Genomic DNA, 23,922 nt, shown 5'->3' with positions numbered 1-23,922 from the left:
GGAGCGGGCGCGCTCACACTGTTCGCGCCTCCGCTCGTTCTTTTTGTTTTGCCGCATTTGTGCGACGCCAGGTGATGCCACCTGGCTGCAAAATGCTCCTAGGACACAGGTGAAATCATGAAATTCACGCTTTCCTGGCTCAAGGACCACCTTGAAACCGACGCTTCGCTGGAAGAGATCTGCGCGCGCCTGACGATGATCGGGCTCGAAGTGGAAGACGTCGACGACAAGGCCGCCTTCAAGCCCTTCGTCATCGCCAAGGTCGTTTCGGCCGAGCAGCATCCGAACGCCGACAAGCTGCGCGTGCTGATGGTCGACACCGGCGCCGGCGCTCCGATCCAGGTCGTCTGCGGCGCACCGAATGCGCGCGCCGGCCTCGTCGGCGCTTTTGCGGCCCCCGGCACCTACGTGCCCGGCATCGACGTGACGCTCGCCGTCGGCACCATCCGTGGCGTCGAAAGCCGCGGCATGATGTGCTCGGAAAAGGAACTGCAGATCTCCGAGGATCACAACGGCATCATCGACCTTCCCGCCGATGCGCCCGTCGGCACGAGCTATGCCACTTACGCCGGCCTCGACGATCCGATGATCGAGATCAACCTGACGCCGAACCGGCCGGACTGCACCAGCGTCTACGGCATTGCCCGTGACCTCGCCGCTTCCGGCCTTGGCACCTTGAAGGCGCGTAACGCGCCGACCTTCAAGGTGGACGGCGACACGCCCGCCAAGCTGACGCTCGACCTCGGCGAAGACAAGCATCTCTGCCCGGGCTTCTCGCTGCGCCTGGTGCGCGGCGTCAAGAACGGCCCGTCGCCGAAGTGGATGCAGCAGCGTCTGCTCGCCATCGGCCTGCGCCCGATCAACGCGCTGGTCGACATCACCAACTACATGACCTTCGACCAGGGTCGCCCGATGCACGTCTTCGACGCCGCCAAGGTCAAGGGCAACCTGACGGTCCGCCGCGCCAAGGACGGCGAGACGGTGCTTGCGCTCGACCAGCGCGAATACAAGCTCGGCCCCAACAACGTGGTTATCGCCGACGAAAAGGCGATCGAGTCGATCGGCGGCGTCATGGGCGGCGAGCATTCCGGCTGCGACGAGAACACCACCGACGTTTTGATCGAGTCGGCGCTCTGGGATCCGATGAACATCGCCAAGACCGGCCGCACGCTCGGCATCATCACCGATGCGCGCTACCGCTTCGAACGTGGCGTTGACCCGGAATACATGGTGCCCGGTCTCGAGCGCACCACCGAGCTGGTGCTCGAACTCTGCGGCGGCACGGCGGCCAAGGCGGAAGTGGTCGGTTATGCCGGCTACAGCCCGAAGATCGTCGACTTCCCGGTTTCCGAAGTGAAGCGCCTGACGGGCCTGGAAGTCTCCTCCGAGGAGAGCGTCTCGATCCTGAAGAAGCTCGGCTTCGGCGTCGAAGGTTCCGGCGATCGCTTCAAGGTCTCCGTTCCGTCCTGGCGCCCCGATGTCGACGGCAAGGCCGATCTCGTCGAAGAGGTCATGCGTATTCACGGCGTCGACAACATTGTTGCCGCCCCGCTGCCGAGCCATGGCACCGTCAACGGCAAGATCCTGACGACGCTGCAGATCCGCACCCGCCTTGCCAAGCGCGCGCTTGCAAGCCGCGGCATGCTCGAAGCGGTCACCTGGTCGTTCATCTCCGAGGAACAGGCCAAGCTCTTTGGTGGTGGCTCGGCTGCCCTGAAGCTCGCGAACCCGATTGCCTCCGACATGTCGGACATGCGTCCGTCGCTGCTGCCAGGCCTCTTGACCGCCGCCCAGCGCAATGCCGACAAGGGTTTCGGCGACGTCGCAATCTTCGAAGTCTCCGGTACCTATGAAGGCGATACGGCGGACGCGCAGCGCCGCGTTGCCGGCGGTATTCGTCGTGGTACCGCGTCCTTGAATGGCGCCGGCCGCCTCTGGTCGAACGCCGCCAAGGGCGGCGGCAAGCCGGTCGATGTCTTCGACGCCAAGGCCGACGCCATTGCGGTGCTCGAAGCCTGCGGCGTGCCGATGGGCAACGTCCAGTTCGAGCCGGGCGGTCCCGCCTGGTACCATCCGGGCCGCTCCGGCACGATCAAGCTCGGCCCGAAGATCGTTCTCGGCACTTTCGGCGAGTTCCATCCGAAGACGCTCGAAGCGCTCGACGTCTCGGGTGCGCTTGCAGGCTTCGAGATCTATGTCGACGCCATGCCCGAGCCAAAGAAGAAGGCGACCCGCACCAAGCCGGCGCTCGACCTCTCGCCGTTCCAGGCGGTCAAGCGCGACTTCGCCTTCGTCGTCGACAAGACGGTGGAAGCCGGCGCCATCCTGCGCGCCGCTTCCGGTGCCGACCGCAAGCTGGTCACCGGCGTCAGCGTCTTCGACGTCTTCGAGGGCGCCTCGCTCGGCGAAGGCAAGAAGTCGATCGCCATCGAGGTGACCATCCAGCCGGTCGAACGCACGCTCACCGACGAGGATTTCGAGGCGCTCACCGCCAAGATCGTCGCCAATGTGACGAAGACGACTGGCGGCGTTCTGCGCGCCTGACCCGATCGATACGACTGAACGAAAAAGGCCGCTGCACCGCAGCGGCCTTTTTGTTGAACCCTATTGCGCGCGCTGCATCAGCTCGATGCGGTTGCCGAAGGGGTCGTTGACATAACATCTGCGGTAGCCGGCAAGCGGTTCGTCCTTGGCGATCGTCACGCCGCCGGCTTCGAGCCTGAGGATCAGGCGTTCGAGACCGTCGACCAGGAAGGCCGGATGGGCCTTGCGCGCCGGCACGAAATCCCGGTCGATGCCGAGATGCAGGCGGATGTTGCCCTGCTCGAACCAGCAACCACCACGGCCAAGCAGGTTGGCCGGCTTGGCGATCTCCGTCAGCCCGAGCAGCCCACCGTAAAAGCCGCGCGCCAAGTCTTCGCCGCCCTCCGGTATCGCAAGCTGTACATGCTCGATGGCAAGCAGCCGGCCGGTCGACGTGGCCTCGGGTCCGCCGTCCGTCATTGCGCGTGCAGGTGATAGATCTTGTTGACGATCAGCCAGCGGCCATCAATTTTCACCAGTGACAGATAGTCGGTAAAACGCTCGCCGGCAAAGCTGTCTATGACCTTCACCGTGGCGGCGTCGCCGGTAATGTCGATCATCTGCACGTCCATTTCCGGCTGTGTTCCGGGCGGCGCCGCGCCGGTGTCGAGGATCGCCTTGATGAAGCCGTCACGCGTCATCCATTCGAGTGCGCCCTGGTAGTTGCCGATGATCGCAGCATCCGGATGGAACGCCTTGCGCAGCGCCCCCTCGTTCGCAAATGCCATGCCGTCGACATAGAGGTGCACCACTGCACTGATCGCCTGTTCGTCGGACATCCCCGCTCCTCCTGACCTTTTGACCGTCGATCGAGAGGTAGGGCACCCGGCGGGAATTTCGATGGGTGATCTCCTCGCGCCGGTGGCGCGAGGAGAAGGTGTCAACGGTTGGTGAGCGCCAGCGACGCATCCGTGTAGCGCTTTCCGGCGACTAGGGCCGGGGAGAGTGCGTCGGCGAGCCGGCTCGATTCTTCGGCCGTGAGCGTGATGTCCGCAGCGGCGGCGTTCTGTTCCAGATGGTCGAGCTTGCGTGCGCCGGGGATCGGCACGATGAAGTCGCCCTGATTGATGACCCAGGCGAGCGCCAGCTGGGCGGCGGTCACGCCCTTCTCCTCGGCCAGCGCCTGCAGCGTCTCGACCAGTCGGACGTTGGCGTCGAAATTCTCTGCCTGGAACCGCGGCAGCGAGCGGCGAAAATCGTCGGCTTCCAGATCCTCGGCTTTGCGGATCGCGCCGGTCAGCATGCCGCGTCCAAGCGGGCTGTAGGGTACGAAACCGATGCCGAGCTCGCGGCAGGTGGCAAGCACGTCCTCTTCCGGATCGCGCGTCCACAGCGAATACTCGCTCTGCACAGCGGCGATCGGATGAACCCTGTGGGCGCGGCGGATGGTGGCGGCACTCGCTTCCGAAAGTCCGAGCGCGCGCACCTTGCCCTCTCGCACCAGCTCGGCCATGGCGCCGACGGTGTCTTCGATCGGCACCTCAGGGTCGACGCGGTGCTGGTAGTAGAGATCGATGACATCGGTGCCGAGCCGCTTGAGTGAGGCTTCCGCCACCGCCTTCGCCTGCTCCGGCCGGCCGTCGACGCCCCTGATCGCCTGAACGCTCGGTACGCCGGTCTCGATGCGGAAACCGAACTTGGTGGCGATGACCACCTTGTCGCGCACCGGTCCGAGCGCCTTGCCGACGAGCTTTTCGTTCTCGAACGGGCCGTAGACTTCGGCCGTGTCGAAGAAGGTGACGCCGAGATCGACCGCGCGCTGCAGCGTGCGGATCGATTCCGCTTCGTCCGCAGCGCCATAGGCGAAGCTCATGCCCATGCATCCAAGGCCGATGGTGGAGACGGTAAGGTCACTTCCGAGTTTGCGGGTTTTCATGTCGTGTCCTTTATGGCTGCCATACGCCGGAGCTAGCGCGTTGGGAGCGCACGTCTATCGTCCGAGGCATGAAATGGTGGGTGGTCACCGCCGCCTACGCCCTCTTGTGGCGGCGCGACGGGTTCCTCTGCGTCATCGCCAGACGAGCTCCTCGCTTCGTCCTGACGCTGGCGACATGTGAAGAATAGGGCTCGATGGCGCGGTTGAAAATCACTGTCAATTCTCACGGGCTGTTCTATTACTTCGATCAATGAACAGAACACAGCTCTCCCAACTCGCGGTATTGGCCGCCGTCGCCGCCCATGGCAGCTTTCGTGGCGCCGCCCGGGAACTGGGCGTCGCACCTTCGGCCGTCAGCCACGCCGTCGGCAGCCTTGAGGCGAGCCTCGGCATTCGCCTGCTGGCGCGTACCACCCGCAGCGTCGCGCCGACGGAGGAGGGGCGCCGGCTGCTCGAACGGTTGGCACCGGCGCTCGACGAGATCGCTCATGCGCTGGAAGCGGCGTCGGATGCCCGCGAGCGTCCCGCCGGCAACCTGCGCATCACTGCACCGCGTTTCGCTGCCGATCTGATCCTTGCGCCGCGCCTGGGCGCCTTCCTCGACCGCTATCCCGAGATTGTGCTCGAAATCGCCAACGAGGACGGCTTCACCGATATCGTCCAAGAAGGTTTCGATGCCGGCATCAGGCTCGGCGAGAGCCTGGAGGCCGACATGATCGCGGTGAAGGTCGGGCCGGAGCTCGAAAGCGCCGTCGTCGCGTCGCCCGAATACTTCCAACGCTACGGCCGGCCGCAGCATCCGCGCGACCTCGCGCAGCATCGCTGCATCCGCCGGCGCTTCTCCAACGGCACGCTTTATCGCTGGGAGTTCGAGAAGGATGGCGAGGAACTGACGGTGTCGGTCGAGGGACCGCTGATCCTTGGCGAAGACCGACCGATCATCAAGGCGACAATGGGCGGCGCCGGCCTTGCCTATCTTTTCCTGTCGCGCGTCGAGACCGCGATTGCCGAAGGCAAGCTGGAGCGCGTCATGGCGGACTGGTGCGCACCCTATGCCGGTCCCTATCTCTACTATCCGAGCCGCCGGCAGATGCGGCCGGCACTGCGCGCCTTCATCGATTTCTTCCGGCACAGCGGATAGCCACGGCGCGAAATCGGGTGGCGCGACAGGCCTGGATCTGGAATGCCATTGGTTTCATGTCTTGATGAGAGGAAGGTCCATGAAGAAGCCCGGTTCGATGAAGGGCCTTGAAGAACTCGGCCGGGTGCGGCTTTCCCGAAACTTCTTCTTCCGCGATTTCCTGCATTCGGAGATCGCCGATTTCTACCGCATCCCGAACATTCCCGATGATCCGGATCTGGCGATCGAGGCCGGTCGTCGTCTCTGCGAAGAGTTGCTGGAGCCGCTGGAGGCGACCTTCGGTCGTCTCGTCATCCGCTCCGGCTACCGCAACCGCGCCGTCAACGGCTTCGGCAATGCCAACGGGCTGAACTGCTCGACCAATGCAGCCTCGGCCGCAGATCACATCTGGGACATGCGCGATGCCGACGGATGCATCGGCGCCACCGCCTGTATCGTCATCCCCTGGGTCTGGGACCGGCGCGGCGAGATCGGCGGCTGGCAGTCGATCGCCTGGTGGATCCACGACCATTTGCCTTACGCCTCGCTCTGTTTCTTCCCGAAGCTCTGGGCTTTCAACATCCAATGGCACGAGCGGCCGGCGCGCCGGATCATGAGTTTCGTCGAGCCGCGCGGTGTCTTGACCAAGGCCGGTATGGCGAACCAGGGAGGCCGCCATGCCGAGGCCTATGCCGGGTTTCCGGACTTGAGGACCGCCCCGATATTGACCTTATAGCGCACATGCTCGTCGGTGCGGGAGTAGCGGTCATAGAGCCGCCGCGCCGTTGCATTGTCGGCCTCGGTGTACCAGTAGAGCCGATCCCAGCCCTTCTCCTGACAATGCGCAATGAGATCGTCGATCATCGCCCGCGCCACGCCTTGGCCGCGCGCTGCAGGATCGACATAGAGATCCTCGATATAGCAGATCGGCTGGCGGAAGAAGGTGGCGAGCTGCTCCTGGCAGATCGCAAAGCCGACCACCTGCCCGTCGAGGATCGCCAGCCGCGCAAAGAGCGGCGCGGCGGGATCGATCAACCGCTTCCAGGTGCCGTCGATGATGTCTTCGGCGAGTTCGCTGCCGGAAAAGGCGACATAGCCGGCCCAGAGGCGACGCCAGTCCGCCTCGTCGCCGCCTGTCGCGGCGCGTATCGTCAATGCCATTGTGTTGTTTTTGCTCCCGTCATTCACCGACGTCGTTGAGTTTTCGCACCGCCTCGTCCGACAACTTGAGTTCGGCGGACCGAATGAGGCTCTGCAATTGCGCAAGACTGGTGGCGCTGGCGATGGGGGCCGTGACGCCCTTGCGCGTGCGGATCCAGGCAAGGGCGATTTCCGCCTGGGTCGCTCCGGTGTCGGCCGAGATGTCGTCGAGCACGCCGAGGATGCGCATGCCGCGTCCGTCGAGATATTTCTCGACGCCGCTGCCGCGCACCGAGCCTTCGAGGTCCTTGTGGGTGCGGTATTTTCCTGAAAGGAAGCCCCGCGCCAGCCCGAAATAGCTGATGACGCCGATCTCTTCGGCGATGCAGAGGTCGCGTAGCGGCCCTTCGAAGGCATCGCGGTCGTAGAGATTGTATTCCGGCTGCAGCACCTGATAGCGGGGCAGGCCCTGGTTGGCGGACACGTCGAGCGCCTCGCGCAGTTGCAGCGAGTTCAGGTTGGAGGCGCCGATCGCCCGCACCTTGCCTTCGGACAGAAGCTGGTCGTAGGCCGCAAGCGTCTCCTCGTAGGGCGTTTCCGGATCCGGCCAATGCGAGAGATAGAGGTCGATATGGTCGGTCTGCAGGCGTTTCAGCGAATCCTCGACCGCTTGCAGGATCCAGCGGCGCGAAAGCCCCTTGCGATCGGGGCCGAGTTCGGAGCCGACCTTGGTGACGATGACGGCCCTGTCGCGAGACCGGCCCGACTGTTTCAGCCACTTGCCGATGATCGTTTCGGACTCGCCGCCCTGATTGCCGGGCGCCCAGGAAGAATAGACATCGGCAGTGTCGATGGCGTTGAACCCGGCATCGAAAAAGGCGTCGAGCAGCGCGAAAGAGGTCTTCTCATCGGCGGTCCAGCCGAAGACATTGCCGCCGAAGACGAGGGGCGCGATTGTCAGGTCGGTGCGGCCAAGTCTCAGTTTTTCCATGGTTTCGCTCCATTGGACTGGATGAAGGCATGTTGCGATCGGGAGGATTGCGAGGGAAAGATAGGGCAGAAAAGCTGACATTGTCACCCGCCTTTCGGCAATTTTCTGCACGGTGCCCTTCTTCGCCAAACCGCGCTCTGCCGCTTGCTAGGTACGTACCTCGGCGCTAGTCTCTGCCGCCAAATCAGGGAGCCTTGTCATGTTACGTTTCGGAATTCTGTCCACGGCCAGGATCGGCCGCGACCTCGTCGTGCCGGCCATTCAGGACGCGGAGAACGCCGTCGTTTCGGCTGTTGCCAGCCGCGACTTCGCCAAGGCCCGGGCCATGGCCGATCGCTTCTCCGCGCCGCATGCCTTCGGTTCCTACGAAGAGATGCTGGCCTCCGACGTCATCGATGCGGTCTATATTCCGCTGCCGACGGCGCAGCATGTGGAGTGGTCGGTCAAGGCCGCCAATGCCGGCAAGCATGTGCTCTGCGAAAAGCCGATTGCGTTGCGTGCCTCCGAGATCGACCAACTCATCGCCGCGCGTGACCGCAACGGCGTCGTGATCGCCGAAGCCTTCATGGTCACCTACAGCCCGGTCTGGCGAAAGGTCCGCTCGCTGATCGCCGAGGGCGCGATCGGCCGGCTGCGCCACGTCCAGGGTGCCTTCACCTATTTCAACCGCGACCCCAACAACATGCGCAACATCCCGGCGCTCGGCGGCGGCGGCCTGCCGGATATCGGCGTCTACCCGACGATCACCACCCGCTTCGTCACAGGCAAGGAGCCGGTGCGCGTTCAGGCAAGCACCGATCGCGATCCGGAATTCGGCACGGATATCTATTCGAGCGTGCGCGCCGATTTCGGTGATTTCGAGCTGAGCTTCTATATCTCCACCCAGTTGGCGGCCCGCCAGGTCATGGTCTTCCATGGCGACAAGGGCTTCATCGAGGTGAAGTCGCCCTTCAATGCTGACCGTTATGGCCGCGAGGAAGTGGAACTGACCAACCAGAACCACGCCCAGTCACAGCTCTTCCGCTTCCAGGACGCGCGCCAGTACAAGCTTCAGGCGGAGGCTTTCGCCCGCGCAGCCAGGGGCGAGGACGAGGAAGTGGTGACGCTGGAAAACTCCCGCCTCAATCAGAAATTCATCGACGCGATCTACCGCGCCAGCGCCAAGGACGGTTGGGAGACCATCTGATCGACAGCAAGGGCCCGCCGGTCTTGCCGGCAGGCCCTTGCTTCATGATCTCCTGCGATCGTCCCGTCAGGCAAGCGCTGCCTGTTCTCGTGCGAGGCCCCGCAGCTTGAAGATCAGAAAGTCGGCGACCGTGATCAGGCCGATGGCGATGAAGCCGATACCTGCGACGGTGAGCAACGGATAGGCCGCGACCAGCAGCGCGACGCTTGCCACCTGCCAGAGGATGTCGCCGGCGATGCTGACGCGTGCTGCCGAAGCGACCGGCCCGCCGTTGCGCGCCGCGGCGAGGTGAAAGATCCCCCAGAAGACCAGCCCGACGCCGAGCATCTTCATCATCGTCGCCGTCGCGGCAGGGCTGAAGAGCGAAGCAAGCGGGGCGGCAAACAGGATCAGCACGGCGCCGACGGCCAGCGAGTATACGCCGTCGGCAAGGAAGGTCTTGTTGAGCAGGCTGCGGTTCGAGAAGGTCATCGTCGGCTCCATCGGTTTGTCGATGGCCGGATATTTGCGCCAATGACGTCATCGAGCCAATTACCTCAGAGGTAATGGATTTTACCTGCCGCGCGCGCCACTCTCCGGCAGAACGGAGAATCACGACCCATGCAGTTTGGCGAACATCTGAAGGAATGGCGCGGGCACCGCCGCATGAGCCAGCTTGATCTTGCGGTTGCCGCCGGCATCTCGGCGCGCCACCTGTCTTTCCTCGAAACCGGCCGCTCGAAGCCGTCGGAGGGTATGATCCTGCGGCTGGCCTCGGTGCTGGAGGTACCGGCGCGCGATCAGGGCACGCTGTTTTCGGCAGCCGGCTATCGACCGCGCATGGCGACGCGGCCTGCCGCCGGGCTGGACGCCATGCCGCCAGTCGTTGCCAACGCCATCAGGCTGATTCTCGCGAGACACGACCCCTATCCGGGGCTGGTGCTCGACCACGAATATACGCTGCTGGTCGTCAATCCGGCGCTGGCGAGCCTTGCTGTTGCCGCCGACATTCCGTTCCAGCCGGGAGAGAACTTCCTCGACACGTTTCTTGGCAACGACAATGTGCGCAAGCTGGTCGTCAACTGGGAGGCCGCGGCCGCCGATCTGGTGCAGCGGGTCAGGACCGAGGCCTGGTTGCAGGGTCCGCGCAGCCGTCTCGGCAAGCGGCTGGAAAAAGCCGCGTCCAATCCGGCCGTGGCGCGTGCGATCGAGAACCATCCGGACACCGACCGGTTGCCGGTGCTGCCGATCGAGCTCGACATCGGCGGCCTGCGCTTGAGCTTCATCACCACGCTTCAGACCTTCGGCTCGACCCAGGATGCGCTGGTCGAGGGCGTGCTGATCGAATCCTTCTTTCCGGCGGACGAGGAGACCAGGGCGTTCTTCGAACGCAAGGGATGACGGGCTACCGGTCGCGCTCGATGCCGATGGCGATTGCGCCGCAAATCATCAGCGCGACGCCCATGTTGTAGGCGCCGATCGCTGCCGCCGCCTGGATCCAGTCGCCGTTTGCGCCGGCCAGCGCCAGCAGCCCCGTGCCGGCAAACAGGCAGGCGCGGGCGGATTTGAGGCCGCATATGGCAATGCCGAGGACGAAGGATGCGGTGACGATCATGAGGGCCGCCTCTCCCCTTAGGAGTTGATGATGATCATGCCGCTGATGATCAGCGCGGCGCCGAAGGCGTAGCGCAGCGTCACCGCCTCGCCGAGAAAGACGGCGGCGAGCAGCGGCACGATGCAGAAGGTGAGCGCCATGAAGGAATAGGCGATCGTCAGGGGCACCGACTTGATCGTGAAGATCCAGATGATCGTGCCGATACCATAGACGGCGAGCGCGATCAGCAGGGTCGGGCTGAGGGCCAAGGCCAGAAGCCCCTGGGCACTGGCGTTCCCGGTCTTCGCGCTTGTCAACTTGAAGAGGATCTGCCCGGCCGAGATCAGCACCGGGGTGAAAAACAGCCCGAACCAGACGGTGGGTGCGAGATTGAGGTTCATCGCCATGCCTCACTCCGCCGCGGCAGTTCTGTCTTCGCGATAGAAGATGTCGCGGCCGATATCGACACATGTATGCGCTGCTGGAACCGGATGCATCGCCCGCAGGAAGGAGTGGGTATAGGGGAAGAAATTGAAGTGCGGATTGAAGGTGTAGCGATATTCGCGCTCTCGCGGCACGACGATGATCAGCCGCCGGCGGGTAATCCGGCGAAGCTCGGCGATTGCCTTGCGATAGTCGAGGATGTGCTCGATCACATGCGTGCAGACGACCGTGTCGAATTCGCCGTCGGCAAAGGGCAGGTCTTCGATCATCGCGGCGTGATATTCGATGCCTTCGATCCGCGCCGCATCGTCGATGGCGAAGTCGACACCGGCGAGGCGCGTGAGGCCAGGCTTGGTCTCCCGGATCCGCTTCAAGAGAACACCGGTGCCGCAACCGACGTCGCAGACGCTGTCGCCGACGACGCTTGCCGCGATCTTGCGCACGCAGGCTTCGGAATTGTCCGTTCCCTCGTGCACCCGGGGATGCTGCCGGTAGAGGTCCTCATACTCGTTCGCCGACAGGAACGGCGCCCGTGCGCGAAAGTCGGCGAGATGCGCGATGTGCTTGCCCCAGGCGAGGCTCGCCATGCCCTTGAACAGGCGCGAATCCCTGAGGATCGGTGGAATGACGTCCTCGATCAGGAAGCGTATGCGATTGGTCGTTTCCCGGTTCATCCGCGGCGCTCCCGCACAATGTGTGGTGCCGACTGCAATCCGGCCTCCTGGATGTCGACGCTTTCGACCGGCATGGCCCGCGAAGGGGTCGCGATGTAGTGCAGCCGGAGCTGCTCGGTGCGGGCGCGCGAGACCGAATCGAGGATCAGGCCTGCCGTGAACGTGATGATGGACATCATCAGCATGGCTAGCGCAAAGACCCAGGTGGGCATGCGCGGCACGAGCCCGGTCGCGAAATACTCGAGCAGGACGGGCATCATGAAGCCGATGCTCGTCGCAAAGAAGGCCATGGCGATCACGCCGAAGAACGTGAAGGGCCGCGTTTCCTTCATGAGCATCGCGAAGGTCCAGAGGATCTTGGCGCCGTCCTTGTAGGTCGACAGCTTGGAATGTGACCCTTCCGGGCGCCGGCCATAGTCCAGTTCAAGCTCTGCGACCGGCAACTTGAGACGCGAGGCATGGACCGACATCTCCGTCTCGATTTCGAAGCCGTTGGAAATGGCCGGGAAGCTCTTGGCAAAGCGCCGCGAGAGTACGCGGTAACCGGAGAAGATGTCGTTGAAATCGGTGCCGAAAATTTCCCGGTACAGAATGTTGAAGAGCCTGTTGCCGAAGGCGTGGCCCTGCCGGCCGGCGTCGTCGTGAACCCCGCGTCGTGTGCCGACCACCATGTCGGCGCGCTCGGTGATCAGGGTGCGGATCAGGTCTTCCGCATCGGTCGGGCAATAGGTGCTGTCGCCGTCCGCCATGACGTAGATGTCGGCGTCGATGTCGGCGAGCATGCGGCGCACCACGTGCCCCTTGCCCTGCCGGCGTTCACGCACAACGGTCGCGCCGGCGAGCATCGCCTTCAGCGCGGTGCCGTCGGTCGAGTTGTTGTCATAGACGTAGATGCGTGCCGTCGGCAGTGCCGTCTGGAAACCCTGGACCACCTGTCCGATGGTCGATGCTTCGTTGTAGCAAGGCAGGAGAACGGCGATGTTGAAGCGGTCGAACATCAAAGTGGCTCGGTTGCTGTTGGATCGCGCCATCATAGGATCAGGGTGTTAACAAGGTGCCAAGGTGCGCCGCGCGGGGCGGTCCAAGCGGCATGCGCCGCTGCCGCGCGCTTTACGCTTTCTTGATCGCAGGGGCGTAAGCTCCGCGCGATCAAGAGGGGCGGAGACCTATGTCGGGCGGCACGGCAGCACTACCGGAAATGGCGGCGATGCCCAGGCAGCGACGGTTCTCGTCGAACCTCCTGTGGATGGTGCTCGCCTATGGCGTGCCCACGGTTCTTTTCCTCGTCACCCAGTTCATGCGGGCACCGGATTATCTCGGCCGCGACAATGACGATGCCATGCGCCTGGTCGAGGTGCGCGATCTCCTTGCCGGCCAGAGCTGGTTCGACCTGATGCAGCTCCGCCTGGGGCTCGAGGGCGGAACGCTGATGCATTGGTCGCGCCTGATCGACCTGCCGATCGCCGGGCTCATGTCCTTGTTCCGGCCCTTTGTCGGCGTGGCGCAGGCGGAAGTCCTGGCGCTGGCGATCTGGCCGATGGCGCTCGCGGTTGCGCTGCTGGCGGCGATGGGGCTCGCCGGACGCCGGGCCGGCGGCACGGCCGCCATGCATTTCTGCCTGGGGCTGACTGCGATCTTCATCGCCACCTCGAACCGCTTCCTCGGAGGAGCGATCGACCACCACAATGTGCAACTGGTGCTGGCTGCGGTCATGGTGGCCATGCTCGTCGATCGCCGGTATCGTGCCCTGAACTATGCGCTTGCCGGAGTGGCGGCAGCCATCGCGATCGCCGTCGGTGCCGAAACCACGCCGTTCGTGGCCGTCGTCTGCGCCATCGTTGCCTGCCAATGGCTCTGGGCCGGCCAACCGGCCGCCCGCGCGACCGTCGCCTTCGGCCTGTCGCTGGCAACGGGCCTCAGCGTCATCTTCTTTTCGACCGTGCCGCCGCGCCTCTATTTCGTCGCGACCTGCGACAATCTCTCGATCGCCTTCTATTCGCTGGCGTTGACCGGCGGCGTCCTTCTGGCGCTCGCGGCCGTCACGGTCAGCCACCGCGCGCCGGCGCTGCGCTTCGGCGCGCTCGCTCTCTGCGGTCTCGGCGTTGTCGCGGTCGCCCTGGCGGTGGCGCCGCAATGCCTCGGCAATCCGCTGGCCGGTCTCGATCCGTTGCTCGTCGAACTCTGGCTCGACCAGGTCTCCGAAGCCCGTTCCGTTGCGCTCATTGCTGCGCAGGAGCCGACCAATATCGGCGCTTACTATTTCACCGGCGCCTTTGCCTCGGCGATCTGCCTCTGGCGCATCTGGCGTCGCGACCGGGTCGATCTCCATCTCGTGCTCCTGGCCCTGGTGTTTTCGAGCCTGGCGATCGCGCTTGTCCAGGTCCGCGGCATGGCATTCTCCAACCTGCTCGCCATCGTGCCGATGGCGCTGCTGCTGGCCGATCTGCGCGCGCGGTCGGGCGGCGGAACGGCTGGGGCCCGCGCCTCCCTTCTCTATGTCGGCGCCCTGCTCGTTTCCGTTCCGGCGACGTGGGCCATCGCCGGAACGCTTGCAGAAAAGGGGATCAACGGGTTTGCTGCGGCAGAAAGAGTGGTCACCAACGGCGAGGCGTGCCTGAGCGACGTCGCGCTTGCCGATATTGAGCGGCTTGCGCCGTCGCTGGTCGTCGGACCGTCGGATATCGGCGCGACACTGCTTCGCCGCACCGAACACCGCGTGCTCAGCGCTCCCTATCATCGCAATGCCGCCGGCATGCTTCGCGAGCTGAAGATCGGCCTGGCCGAGCCTGAAGCCGCAGCCGTCCTGTTGCACCAGCTCGGCCAGCCGGTGCTCGCCTTCTGCGCCGTCGACGTGCAAACGCAGATCATAGCTGCCCGTGCTCCCGATGGTCTCTATGCCGACCTCGCCGCCGGGCGTGTGCCGGCGTTTCTGACGCCCCTGCCGGTGTCGGAAGGCTCGCCCATCCGGCTCTACACGCTGTCGCCTTGAGCGCCACGCCCCTGGCGCGTGGAAAGCGTGAGGGATGTGCTGGCCTTCGGCGAAGGGTGCGGTAAAAGAGGCAATGGCCTCTTTCTTCGACAACGATTCTCCGAGCAACCTCACTGAATATTCGGTGTCCGAGCTTTCGGGCTCGATCAAGCGAACGGTCGAACAGGCCTTCGACCAGGTGCGCGTGCGCGGCGAGATCTCCGGCTATCGCGGCCCGCATTCCTCGGGCCACGCCTACTTCGCGCTCAAGGACGACCGCGCGCGCATCGACGCGGTGATCTGGAAGGGCACCTTCTCGCGGCTGCGCTTCCGTCCGGAAGAGGGCATGGAGGTGATCGCGACCGGCAAGGTCACGACCTTCCCCGGCTCGTCGAAGTATCAGATCGTCATCGAGACGATGGAACCGGCCGGCGTCGGCGCGCTGATGGCGCTGCTCGAAGAGCGCAAGCGCAAGCTTGCGGCCGAAGGGCTGTTCGACACCAATCGCAAGAGGCCGTTGCCCTATATGCCCAAGGTGATCGGTGTCGTGACGTCGCCGACCGGTGCCGTCATCCGCGACATCCTGCATCGCATTGCCGATCGCTTTCCCGTCCATGTCGTCGTCTGGCCGGTTCGGGTGCAGGGCGATGGCTCGGGTGACGAGGTGGCAGCGGCGATCCACGGCTTCAACGCGCTCGAGCCCGGCGGGCCGATTGCGCGGCCGGATGTGCTGATCGTTGCGCGTGGTGGCGGTAGCCTCGAAGACCTCTGGGGCTTCAACGACGAGGCCGTCGTGCGCGCAGCCGCGGCCTCCGAGATCCCATTGATTTCCGCCGTCGGCCACGAGACCGACTGGACGCTGATCGACTATGCCGCCGACCAGCGTGCGCCGACGCCGACGGGTGCTGCCGAAATGGCAGTGCCAGTCAGGGCCGATCTCGAAGCCGGTCTCTCCGGCCTGTCGGCCCGCCTCAAGTCTGCCGTCGGCCGCCAGATGGACAATCGCCGCCAGGCGGTGCGGGCGCTCGCACGGGCTCTGCCGTCGCTCGACCAGTTGCTGGCGTTGCCGCGCCGGCGCTTCGACGAAGCCGCCCTCGGGCTCGGGCGCGGCCTCACGATGAACACGGCCAACAAGCGGCGCCAGTTCGAGCGCGTTTCTGCCGAGTTGCGTGCCGATCTTCTCAAGGGCAAGCTTTCCGAGCGCCGCCAGCGCCTGGCCGACGCCATGAACAAGGCCGACCGCATCGTCGAGCGGCAGGTGCATCGGGGCGAGGCGCGGGTTTCGGCGGCGGACGCTGCATTGCGCGCCTTGCCTTCGCGCCTCATCGGCCAGATCCATCGGGCATCCGATCGCGTCGCCGGCCTTGCGGCCCGGTCCGATGCGGCCGTGCGCGCCGACGTGCGCCGCCTGCGCAGCGTCATCGTCGCCCAGGACCGCATCCTGCAGTCGCTTTCCTATCGCAACGTCCTGCAGCGCGGCTTTGCACTGGTGCGTGACGCCGAAGGCGGGCCGGTGCGCCAGGCTGCGTCCGTCTCGGTTGGCATGACGCTCAGCCTGGAATTTGCCGACGGTCGCGTTTCGGCCATTGCCGGCGAAGGCGAGGGCGAGCCGGCTTCTCCGCCGACGGCGCCGCGCAAGAAGCAGACGAAGCCCGCAGAGCCGGCGGGGGACCCGCCGAAACAGGGCAACCTGTTCTAGCGCGTCATCCCGCTGTCATGGCGACGGCGTAACGCCAGCGTTCCCAAGAGAGCGACGGAGCCCGGCATGGTCGAGCGAGCCAAGATTATCTTCATCCACGGGGCCTCCAGCAGCGGAAAATCGACGCTGGCGCGGGCGGTCCAGGCGCAGATCGGCGAACCGTTCTGGCACGTCTCGATCGACCATCTTCGCGATTCGGGAACGGTGCCGATGGAACGGTTCCGCCTCGGCGATTTTCGCTGGAAGGAACACCGGGCGCGCTTCTTCGACGGGTTCCACCGCTCGCTGGTTGCCTATGCGTCAGCCGGCAACAATCTCCTGCTGGAGCACATTCTCGAGGAGCCCGGCTGGGCGTCTGAGCTCGCGGTGATGTTTCAGCCGTTCGACGTGTTCTTTGTCGCGCTTCACTGTGAACTCGACGAACTGGTCCGGCGCGAGCGGCTTCGCGCCGACCGGCCGATTGGCAGCGCCGCGGATGATTTTCACCGCATTCACTTCGGACAACGTTACGATCTGGAGCTCGGTCCGGGGCAGGCCGCCGAGGACGCCGCCGCTCAGTTGATATCCGCCTGGTCTGTGCGCTGCTCGCCCTCCGCCTTCGACTCACTGGCGCTGGAGGCGCGGGCAGGATCGGGGAAATCCCAGGTCTAAGAACAGTGAGCCGGCTATCCTTCTTCGGTGGCGCTCGTCGCTCGCGAAAAACAGCATTGTATTCGGTTGATTTTTCAGCTCATTTTCCCAGCTACGGATCTTGAATCCAGATCGATATGTTAGGGAACGCCGGATGCGCATCCTGCTCGTGCTTGCTCACCCGCTCGAAGACAGTTTTGCCGCAAGCGTGGCGCGTCAGGCGCGCGCCGCCTTGGAGGCGAACGGCCATTCGGTCGACTTGCTCGACCTCTATCGCGAGGATTTCGATCCGCGTCTCACCGTTGTCGAGCGTGGAAGCTACTTCACCGACGCCTATGATCGCTCAGGCGCTGCAGATTGGATCGCGCGGCTGCAGGCGGCCGACGGGCTGGTGCTCGTCTTTCCGCAATGGTGGTTCAATTTTCCGGCGATCCTGAAGGGCTTCTTCGATCGCGTCTTTGCCCCGGGCGTCGCCTTCGACAACGACCCGGCCGGCGGCCGCATCATTCCGCGGCTCCACAACATCAAGCTCTTCTGGGCGCTGACGACGACCGGCTCGCCCTGGTGGGTGGTGCATCTCTACATGGGCAATCCGGTGAAGCGGCTTTTGAGGCGCGGCATCGCCGCCTTCTGCGCCAAGGGGCTGAACTTCCGCATGCTGGCGCTGCACGACATGGACCGGGCGACCGACGTCAAGCGCAAGGCGCATCTGGAGCGTGTCCGCCGGCTTGCCTCCAGTCTGTGATCGCGGCTACTCGAACGTCGCGAGATATTTGCGCAGCAGTGCGTTGAGCACCAAGCGTTCCTCGGGCGACAGCGCGGAAACGACGCGATGCTGGTTGGCCACATGCGCGGTCGCGGCCTCGTCGACACGGCGCAAGCCCTCGTCCGTCAAAGCGATGATCACCCCCCGCCTGTCCTCGGGATTGGCGATCCGTTCCACGAGCCCGGCCTTTTCAAGTTGATCGATACGGTTCGTCATGGTGCCGGAGCTGACCATGGTCGTATCCAGAAGGTCTCCGGGCGAAAGCCGATAGGGCGGTCCGGACCGACGGAGTGTCGCAAGCACGTCGAAGCTCGACGCATTCAATCCGCGCTCGGAAAACGACTTCTCGATTTCGCGGGCGATATGTGTCGAAACCCGTGAGAGCCGGCCAAGCAGGCCCATGGCCGAAACATCGAGGTCCGGCCGCTCCCGGTGCCATTGGGCCAAAATCCTGTCGACGCGATCCATCAATACCTCCATGCATTTATCTCAGCATAGAGTATCTTGACTTAGAGATAAACCGCGTTATCCTCACTTTATCTTGATATAGAGATTCTTGAGGTAAAGATATGAGCTCGAACCGCACCGTCGACCTTGCCTTGACCGCTCTGGCACCGGCCATTTGGGGCAGCACCTACCTCGTCACCACGCAGTTCCTGCCGTCCGGCTATCCGCTGACGGTCGCCATGCTGCGGGCGCTTCCGGCGGGGCTGCTCCTGCTCCTCATCGTCCGGCGGTTGCCGGAAGGCATCTGGTGGCCGCGCACCTTCGTGCTCGGCGCGCTCAACTTTTCCTTCTTCTGGGCGATGCTCTTCGTTTCGGCTTACAGGCTGCCGGGCGGCGTCGCCGCCACGGTCGGTGCCGTACAGCCGCTGATCGTCATCCTCCTGTCGCGCGTCTTCCTGGGCTCGCCGATCCGTCTGCTCAGCGTCGTCGCCGGCCTTGCGGGCATCGCCGGCGTTGCCCTGCTGGTGCTTACGCCCGGCGCCGCGCTCGATCCGCTCGGGGTGCTCGCCGGTCTCGCCGGCGCCGTTTCCATGGCCTTCGGCACGGTGCTCAGCCGCCACTGGGCGCCGCCGGTGCCACCGCTCACCTTCACCGCCTGGCAATTGGCGGCCGGTGGCCTCATGCTCGTGCCGGTGGCGCTGTTCTTCGAGCCGTCGCTGCCGCCGCTGACCACGGCCAACGTCCTCGGTCTTGCCTATCTCGGCCTGATCGGCGCCGCCTTCACCTATCTGCTCTGGTTCCGCGGCCTCTCGCGCCTCGAGCCCTCTGCCGTGTCGCCGCTCGGTTTCTTAAGCCCCGTCGTCGCCATCCTGCTCGGCTGGGGCGTGCTCGGCGAGCAACTGACGCCGGTGCAGGCGCTCGGCATCCTCGTCGTCTTCCTCAGCGTCTGGCTGAGCCAGCGCGCGCAACTCGCCCCGAAGGTGCGACCGGCCCGCGCTTGAGTGTGGGCTTGCAACCACAGGGCATGCGCTTCACATTGCCGGGACCTCAACTCGCAAGAAGCGCATGCCGCAATGACCGAGCACCTGACGCCGGCGCACTATTTTGACCTCCTCCGTTTCGCCAGGCGCCAGACCCGCCGCGCGGCCGAAGCGGAGGATTTGCTGCATGAGGCGCTGATCGTGGCGCTCAAGGCAGGGCGTTTTCCGACCGGCGGCGATCGTGCCTGGTTCTGCGGCGTTCTCCGCAAGCTCGCAGCGATGCAGGCGCGTACTGCCGCTCGCCGACTTCGCCGGGAGCAGCAGCTTGATATCCCAGAAGCGGAAGACGCCAGTTCCGCCGATCCGCTCGCCTTCGCCGCCACGCTTTCCCCCAGCCTCAGGATCGTGATGCTGCTGGCGATCGCCGGCCACAATCGCCTCGAAATCCGTCACCTCCTTGGCATATCCGATGAAGCGCTGCGCCAGCGCATCCTGATGCTGCGCCGGGCCTGGCGTGATGCCGGCCATGTCGAGACCAATCTGGAGCTGTCCGGGCTTCGCTATCCGCTCGAAAGCGGCCGCATCCGCCAGGCGCTGTTGCCGATCACGCGGAGCGGCCGCGCCGCCTTTGCCAGCCACGATCCGGATGGACATCTCTTCGCGGTCAATTTTTCACCGCGCGCGTCTCACGAAACGGCAACCGGCGGCAACAAGCCGGCGTAACAAGCAAAAAGGAAGCAACCAATGCTGTCGAAACCACGTATCGGGGCCATCTGCTACTTCGTCTCGGAACTTGCCCGGACGGAAGCCTTCTACCGTGATGTTCTGGGTCTCAACGTCCAGCGCATGGAGGACGACGAAGCCGGCGCCTGGCTGATGGCCAAGATAGAAGACGAGGTCGAGTTGATCTTCTTCGTCGCGGAAAGCAAGCCGGGCAACACGCCGATCGTCGTGTTCGATCTCGCCGAGGGCGGTATCGACGATGTCGTGGGCGGCCTCGCTGAAAAGGGAACCACCATCGTCACGCCGGTGAGCCATGCGCCCGGCGGCTGGTCGGCAGAATTCGCCGATCCCGATGGCCACGTCCTGTCGCTCTACCAATCGGCGGAGATGCCGCGCCTGAAGCGGGCTGCCAACGGCTGAAGGGGCCGTTTCCCCTATAGAAAAGGCCGCCGCATGTGTTGCGGCGGCCACAAGCCTTTCAGGTCGGACGAGACCGGGGAGGGGCCGTGATCAGGCCCATTCACCCTTTCGCATGACAGGAACGCGGCTACCATCGACGCGCACGCCGTCGATGTCGACCTGGCCCGAACCGATCATCCAGTCGATGTGAATGAGGCTGGAATTGCCGCCCTGGGCGCGGATCTGGTCAGGTGTCAGCTTGGTGTCGTCGACGAAGCAGCCGGAGTAGCACTGGCCGAGTGCGATGTGGCAGGACGCGTTTTCGTCGAACAGCGTGTTGTAGAACAGGATGCCGCTGGCCGAGATCGGCGAGGAATGCGGCACCAGCGCCACTTCGCCGAGCCGGCGCGCGCCTTCGTCGGTATCGAGCACCTTGTTCAGCACTTCCTCGCCGCGCGAGGCCTTGGCCTCGACGATCCGACCGCCCTCGAAGCGCACCTGGATGTTGTCGATCAGCGTGCCCTGGTGCGACAGCGGCTTGGTCGAGGAGACATGGCCTTCGACACGCAGCGCATGCGGCGTCGTGAACACTTCCTCGGTCGGGATGTTCGGGTTGCAGGTGACGCCGTTCTTGGCTTCCGACGCGCCGCCGCACCAGAGATGCCCGTCGGCCAATCCGACGGTCAGGTCGGTGCCGGGGCCGGTAAAGTGCAGCGCGGCAAAACGTTCGCCGTTCAGCCAGGCCGAGCGCCGGGCGAGGTTGGCGTTGTGCTCCTTCCAGGCGGCGACCGGGTCGGCGACGTCGACGCGCGAGGCGGCGAAGATGGCGTTGGCGAGCTTCTCGACGGCAACCTCTTCCGGATCATTCGGGAAGACGAGCTTCGCCCAGGACGGGTTCGGGTAGGAAACGATGTTCCAGTTGATGTCGAAATTCGAGATCTTTTCGAGCGCCGGCTTGTAGGCGATCGAGTTCGCCTTGTTGGCGCGCGCCACCTTGGCCGGATCCTGCGCCGATAGCATCATCGGGTTGTCGCCGGAGATTGCAAGCCGCGCCGCACCACCGGCAAAAGCCTCGGCCATGCCCTTGAACAGCCAGTCGCTCGCCCGGTCGAAGCTCTCGTCCGGTGCATAGGCGTAGCGCGAAAGCGTCGTGCCCTCGTCCGAATAGAGCGTCGTCACGAGGCCTGCACCGGCCTTGTAGGCGTGCTTGGTGATCAGGCGAACAAGCGGCATCGCCGCGACCGGCGCAGTCATGACAAGGTCCTGACCGCGCTGAAGCTGCAGGCCGACCTGGATCGCGACTTCCGCGAGCTTGTCGAGTTTCACCGGGTCGATCGGGTCGGGCGTATTGGCGGGAAAGGTCATGATCTACCTGTCTTTCTGAAATCGGAAGAAGAAGACTTAGAGCGCTTTGCGGCGAAAATGAAGGCTGAGCCCGGGAGGTTTAGTGCAATCAGCGCGCGCCGATGGCCGCACGCACCCGCTCAACATTGCTCCTGTGCACGGCTTCGTACGGCGCGAAATAGAGGATCGCGCCGGAGGCGATCTCCTCGGCGGCGAATTCCTTGAGCGTGCCGGTGTCAGCACCGGTCGCGATCGCCTGCGTCAGCCGCTCGATATAGCCGCAATTGGCGTCGATCAGGTCCGGCCCGTAGCCGCCGCTGGCGATGCGTTCGCGGTCGCCATGGGCGGGCAGAATCCGAGCAATCGGCCATTGCCGCAGGCGCATGAGTTCGGCGATGTGCGTCGCGGTCTGATCGGCCTCGCTGATAAAAGTCGTCGTATCCTCGAGCGTATCGCCGGCCAGCAGCAACTTTTCCTCGGGCAGCCAGATCACGTTGCCGTCGGCGCTATGGATGGCGAAGTGGTGCAGTTCCACCGGCCGCGTCCCGACGGTCAGCAGAAGCGTCTCGTCGAACAGCCGGCTCGGCATGACGAGCGGCTGGATCGGCGGCGTCGCGGCTTCGATCTTCTCGCGGTTTTCTTCAAGTTTCTGTCCCGTCAGCCTGAGCGCGATGATCTCGCAATCGGCAAAGACGGCATTTCCGGCCACGTGGTCCTTGTGCCAATGGCTGAGCACGACGCGGATCGTGGTGACGCCAAGGCTTTCGAGGTGGTTGCGGATCGCCCGGGCGTGATCGAGCGAGATGTGCGTGTCGTAGACCAGGGCCTCGCGACCGTCGACGATGGCATAGGAGGCAACGCCGAGTTCGTAGGCGCCGTCATCGAGCCAGTTCGCCGCCTCTGAATAGAGCCGCACCCCGGCAACGCGCCCGTCATAATAGGCATAGACGCCGGGGTAGGGCTCAAGGATCGTCAGGGTCGAGGTCATGTCCGTCACAATGCGCTCCTCCAGCATGGCTTACGCCCTGTCATAGAGCAGGCGCGCGCCAAACTGAAGGACGGCATGATCTCGCCCTTTTCGTTATGCCTGCCCGGCGCGCAGCAGATAGGCGTCGTGCTCCCTGAGGAACGTCATCAGCCGCTCACCGTAGTCCGGCGTGACGGCTGCCTTGACGCTTGGTCGCTCGGCGAGCGCTTTGCGCCAGGCGTTGACACGATCGAGCCCGTCGAAAATGCCATGGTCGGCGAGCGTGTCGAAGAGATCGAAGTAACGGAAGACCGGCGCAAAGACCGCATCGACGAGAGAAAATTGTGTGCCGGCAAAGTAGGGGCCTTCGCCAAGTGCCGCTTCCATGGTCGCAAACTTGCCGGCGACCGCCTGACGTTTCTGCTCGTAGGTCTCCTGGTCCCGGGCCGTCTCGAAACCCCAGAGATCAGAAAGGATCGACGAGCCGAATTCCATCCAGCCGCGATGACGGGCGCGCTCCAGCGCATCTTGCGGGTGAAGCTTCGGGCCGGCTTGGCTTTCCTCGACATATTCGGCGATGACGGAGCTTTCGAACAGCACCGCTTCGCCGCCCGGCTGCGGCACCTGCAGCAGCGGCACCTTGCCGAGCGGCGAAATCTTCAGGAACCAGTCGGGCTTGGCCTTGAGGTCGATATAGGTTCGCTCGAAGCGAACGCCTTTTTCGTCGAGCGCTATCGAGGCGCGCTGCACGTAGGGGCAGAGATGGTGGCTGACGAGGGTAAGCATGGCGATCTCCCGGTTGAAGAAAAGTAGATGCATATGCATGTATGTGGACTTGCTTCGACTTTCAAGATGGATGTAATTGCATCTATGAGCAAAGAGACAAAAATCGACGAAAGGGGCCCTGGTCCTGAAACGACCGCGGCCTGGATAGGGCTGATGCGCGCACGGGAGTGCGTGCTTGCTCGGATCGAGGCCGATTTCAAGGCGGCCAGCCTGCCACCGCTTGGCTGGTACGACGTGTTGTGGGAACTGGTTCAGGCGGAAGACGGCAGGCTGCGGCCCTTCGAGATCGAGGCGCGCACGCTGCTCGCCCAATACAATCTCTCCCGCCTGATCGATCGCCTGGTCAAAGAGGGGTTGGTCCGTCGCGAAGCCTTCGACGCCGACGGTCGCGGCCAATGGGTTGTCGTCACCGAGGCCGGAAGGGCGATGCGCGCGCGTATGTGGCTAACCTATGGCCCGTCGATCGAGTCGCATGTCGGAGCGAGATTGAGCGAGGGGGAGGCACGGCAACTGGCGGCGTTGCTGGCGAAGTTGAGGTAGGCGTTGCAACTCAAGGAGAGCGTGACGGCGGACAGTCGGATGGTGATCGCCGCGCTTGGATGGCCCCTCACCCTAACCCTCTCCCC

The 23,922-nt window shown here is 64.4% G+C and carries 27 protein-coding genes; 13 read left to right on the top strand and 14 right to left on the bottom strand.

The window, feature by feature from the left end; genetic code table 11:
* The first annotated feature begins 117 nt into the window (after nt 1–117).
* A complete protein-coding gene (gene pheT, locus L981_RS14330; protein WP_043617087.1) occupies nt 118–2,544 on the top strand; it encodes a phenylalanine--tRNA ligase subunit beta in 2,427 nt (808 codons plus the stop codon).
* A 60-nt stretch (nt 2,545–2,604) separates the two neighbouring features.
* Here the strand turns inward: pheT and L981_RS14325 are convergent, their stop codons facing one another.
* From L981_RS14325 to L981_RS14315, 3 genes are all read right to left on the bottom strand, one after another.
* Nucleotides 2,605–3,003, bottom strand: coding sequence for a VOC family protein (locus L981_RS14325; protein WP_052201797.1), 399 nt, complete (start codon nt 3,001–3,003; stop codon nt 2,605–2,607).
* On the bottom strand, nt 3,000–3,362 hold the full coding sequence (locus L981_RS14320; RefSeq protein WP_043617084.1) for a nuclear transport factor 2 family protein: 363 nt from the start codon (nt 3,360–3,362) through the stop codon (nt 3,000–3,002). Before L981_RS14320 ends, L981_RS14325 begins: the two co-directional genes overlap by 4 nt.
* A 101-nt stretch (nt 3,363–3,463) precedes the next feature.
* The gene (locus L981_RS14315; protein ID WP_043617081.1) at nt 3,464–4,459 is read right to left on the bottom strand and encodes an aldo/keto reductase; all 996 of its coding nucleotides are present in this window, start codon (nt 4,457–4,459) and stop codon (nt 3,464–3,466) included.
* Nucleotides 4,460–4,709: 250 nt separating this feature from the next.
* On the opposite strand from L981_RS14315, the gene L981_RS14310 reads away from it, so the two are divergent.
* On the top strand, nt 4,710–5,600 hold the full coding sequence (locus L981_RS14310; protein WP_043617078.1) for a LysR family transcriptional regulator: 891 nt from the start codon (nt 4,710–4,712) through the stop codon (nt 5,598–5,600).
* Nucleotides 5,601–5,679: 79 nt separating this feature from the next.
* Entirely contained in the window at nt 5,680–6,315 is a 636-nt protein-coding gene (locus L981_RS14305) for a hypothetical protein (RefSeq protein ID WP_043617075.1), read from the top strand.
* On the opposite strand, the gene L981_RS14300 is transcribed toward L981_RS14305, so the two are convergent.
* Both L981_RS14300 and L981_RS14295 read right to left on the bottom strand, forming a co-directional pair.
* Nucleotides 6,267–6,740 carry a GNAT family N-acetyltransferase gene (locus tag L981_RS14300; protein ID WP_043617072.1) on the bottom strand — a complete coding sequence of 158 codons (474 nt, stop codon included), beginning with the start codon at nt 6,738–6,740 and terminating at the stop codon, nt 6,267–6,269. The genes L981_RS14305 and L981_RS14300 overlap by 49 nt on opposite strands.
* Nucleotides 6,741–6,759: 19 nt before the next feature.
* Complete coding sequence (locus L981_RS14295; RefSeq protein ID WP_043617222.1) at nt 6,760–7,710, bottom strand: aldo/keto reductase; 951 nt, start codon at nt 7,708–7,710, stop codon at nt 6,760–6,762.
* A gap of 199 nt (nt 7,711–7,909) precedes the next feature.
* Between L981_RS14295 and L981_RS14290 the strand changes: the two genes are divergently transcribed.
* The gene (locus tag L981_RS14290; protein WP_043617070.1) at nt 7,910–8,896 is read left to right on the top strand and encodes a Gfo/Idh/MocA family protein; all 987 of its coding nucleotides are present in this window, start codon (nt 7,910–7,912) and stop codon (nt 8,894–8,896) included.
* 66 nt (nt 8,897–8,962) lie between these two features.
* Here L981_RS14290 and L981_RS14285 read toward each other — a convergent pair whose 3' ends face one another.
* Nucleotides 8,963–9,367 (bottom strand): hypothetical protein, encoded by a 405-nt coding sequence (locus tag L981_RS14285; RefSeq protein WP_043617220.1) that lies wholly within the window; start codon nt 9,365–9,367, stop codon nt 8,963–8,965.
* A gap of 129 nt (nt 9,368–9,496) precedes the next feature.
* On the opposite strand from L981_RS14285, the gene L981_RS14280 reads away from it, so the two are divergent.
* A complete protein-coding gene (locus tag L981_RS14280; protein ID WP_043617066.1) occupies nt 9,497–10,276 on the top strand; it encodes a helix-turn-helix domain-containing protein in 780 nt (259 codons plus the stop codon).
* Between the two features lie 4 nt (nt 10,277–10,280).
* Here L981_RS14280 and L981_RS14275 read toward each other — a convergent pair whose 3' ends face one another.
* The 4 genes from L981_RS14275 to L981_RS14260 are packed head-to-tail and all read right to left on the bottom strand — an operon-like array spanning nt 10,281 to nt 12,618.
* Entirely contained in the window at nt 10,281–10,490 is a 210-nt protein-coding gene (locus L981_RS14275; protein ID WP_043617063.1) for a hypothetical protein, read from the bottom strand.
* Between the two features lie 17 nt (nt 10,491–10,507).
* Nucleotides 10,508–10,876, bottom strand: coding sequence for a transporter (locus tag L981_RS14270; protein WP_245281632.1), 369 nt, complete (start codon nt 10,874–10,876; stop codon nt 10,508–10,510).
* Nucleotides 10,877–10,879: 3 nt separating this feature from the next.
* Nucleotides 10,880–11,587: a bifunctional 2-polyprenyl-6-hydroxyphenol methylase/3-demethylubiquinol 3-O-methyltransferase UbiG gene (locus tag L981_RS14265; RefSeq protein ID WP_043617060.1), complete on the bottom strand. Its 708-nt coding sequence runs from the start codon at nt 11,585–11,587 to the stop codon at nt 10,880–10,882.
* A complete protein-coding gene (locus L981_RS14260) occupies nt 11,584–12,618 on the bottom strand; it encodes a glycosyltransferase family 2 protein (protein WP_052201802.1) in 1,035 nt (344 codons plus the stop codon). Before L981_RS14260 ends, L981_RS14265 begins: the two co-directional genes overlap by 4 nt.
* Nucleotides 12,619–12,794: 176 nt before the next feature.
* Between L981_RS14260 and L981_RS14255 the strand changes: the two genes are divergently transcribed.
* The 4 genes from L981_RS14255 (at nt 12,795) to L981_RS14240 (ending at nt 17,629) form a co-directional block, all read left to right on the top strand.
* On the top strand, nt 12,795–14,576 hold the full coding sequence (locus L981_RS14255) for a hypothetical protein (protein WP_245281630.1): 1,782 nt from the start codon (nt 12,795–12,797) through the stop codon (nt 14,574–14,576).
* 73 nt (nt 14,577–14,649) lie between these two features.
* Nucleotides 14,650–16,254 (top strand): exodeoxyribonuclease VII large subunit, encoded by a 1,605-nt coding sequence (xseA, locus tag L981_RS14250; protein ID WP_043617212.1) that lies wholly within the window; start codon nt 14,650–14,652, stop codon nt 16,252–16,254.
* Nucleotides 16,255–16,320: 66 nt separating this feature from the next.
* Nucleotides 16,321–16,905, top strand: coding sequence for a chloramphenicol phosphotransferase CPT family protein (locus tag L981_RS14245; RefSeq protein ID WP_052201795.1), 585 nt, complete (start codon nt 16,321–16,323; stop codon nt 16,903–16,905).
* Nucleotides 16,906–17,038: 133 nt separating this feature from the next.
* Nucleotides 17,039–17,629, top strand: a complete 591-nt coding sequence (locus L981_RS14240; protein ID WP_043617057.1) for an NAD(P)H-dependent oxidoreductase — start codon at nt 17,039–17,041, stop codon at nt 17,627–17,629.
* Nucleotides 17,630–17,635: 6 nt separating this feature from the next.
* On the opposite strand, the gene L981_RS14235 is transcribed toward L981_RS14240, so the two are convergent.
* Nucleotides 17,636–18,130, bottom strand: coding sequence for a MarR family winged helix-turn-helix transcriptional regulator (locus tag L981_RS14235; RefSeq protein WP_156134088.1), 495 nt, complete (start codon nt 18,128–18,130; stop codon nt 17,636–17,638).
* Between the two features lie 89 nt (nt 18,131–18,219).
* On the opposite strand from L981_RS14235, the gene L981_RS14230 reads away from it, so the two are divergent.
* The 3 genes from L981_RS14230 to L981_RS14220 all read left to right on the top strand — a co-directional run bounded on the left by L981_RS14230 (nt 18,220) and on the right by L981_RS14220 (nt 20,220).
* The gene (locus tag L981_RS14230; RefSeq protein ID WP_043617053.1) at nt 18,220–19,098 is read left to right on the top strand and encodes an EamA family transporter; all 879 of its coding nucleotides are present in this window, start codon (nt 18,220–18,222) and stop codon (nt 19,096–19,098) included.
* Between the two features lie 72 nt (nt 19,099–19,170).
* Entirely contained in the window at nt 19,171–19,800 is a 630-nt protein-coding gene (locus L981_RS14225) for an RNA polymerase sigma factor (protein ID WP_043617050.1), read from the top strand.
* Between the two features lie 21 nt (nt 19,801–19,821).
* Complete coding sequence (locus L981_RS14220; RefSeq protein ID WP_043617047.1) at nt 19,822–20,220, top strand: VOC family protein; 399 nt, start codon at nt 19,822–19,824, stop codon at nt 20,218–20,220.
* Nucleotides 20,221–20,310: 90 nt separating this feature from the next.
* Here the strand turns inward: L981_RS14220 and L981_RS14215 are convergent, their stop codons facing one another.
* From L981_RS14215 to L981_RS14205, 3 genes are all read right to left on the bottom strand, one after another.
* Nucleotides 20,311–21,564: an aminopeptidase gene (locus L981_RS14215; RefSeq protein ID WP_043617044.1), complete on the bottom strand. Its 1,254-nt coding sequence runs from the start codon at nt 21,562–21,564 to the stop codon at nt 20,311–20,313.
* A gap of 88 nt (nt 21,565–21,652) precedes the next feature.
* Nucleotides 21,653–22,531, bottom strand: coding sequence for an MBL fold metallo-hydrolase (locus L981_RS14210; RefSeq protein ID WP_245281633.1), 879 nt, complete (start codon nt 22,529–22,531; stop codon nt 21,653–21,655).
* A 93-nt stretch (nt 22,532–22,624) separates the two neighbouring features.
* A complete protein-coding gene (locus tag L981_RS14205) occupies nt 22,625–23,296 on the bottom strand; it encodes a glutathione S-transferase family protein (protein ID WP_156134086.1) in 672 nt (223 codons plus the stop codon).
* An 84-nt stretch (nt 23,297–23,380) separates the two neighbouring features.
* On the opposite strand from L981_RS14205, the gene L981_RS14200 reads away from it, so the two are divergent.
* Nucleotides 23,381–23,836 carry a MarR family winged helix-turn-helix transcriptional regulator gene (locus L981_RS14200; RefSeq protein ID WP_052201801.1) on the top strand — a complete coding sequence of 152 codons (456 nt, stop codon included), beginning with the start codon at nt 23,381–23,383 and terminating at the stop codon, nt 23,834–23,836.
* Nucleotides 23,837–23,922 lie beyond the last annotated feature (86 nt).

It is taken from the genome of Ensifer sp. ZNC0028 (assembly GCF_000799055.1).
Lineage (GTDB): Bacteria > Pseudomonadota > Alphaproteobacteria > Rhizobiales > Rhizobiaceae > Ensifer.
Note: the sequence above shows the minus strand (reverse complement) of the source record. Positions and strands in the feature narration are given on the sequence as shown.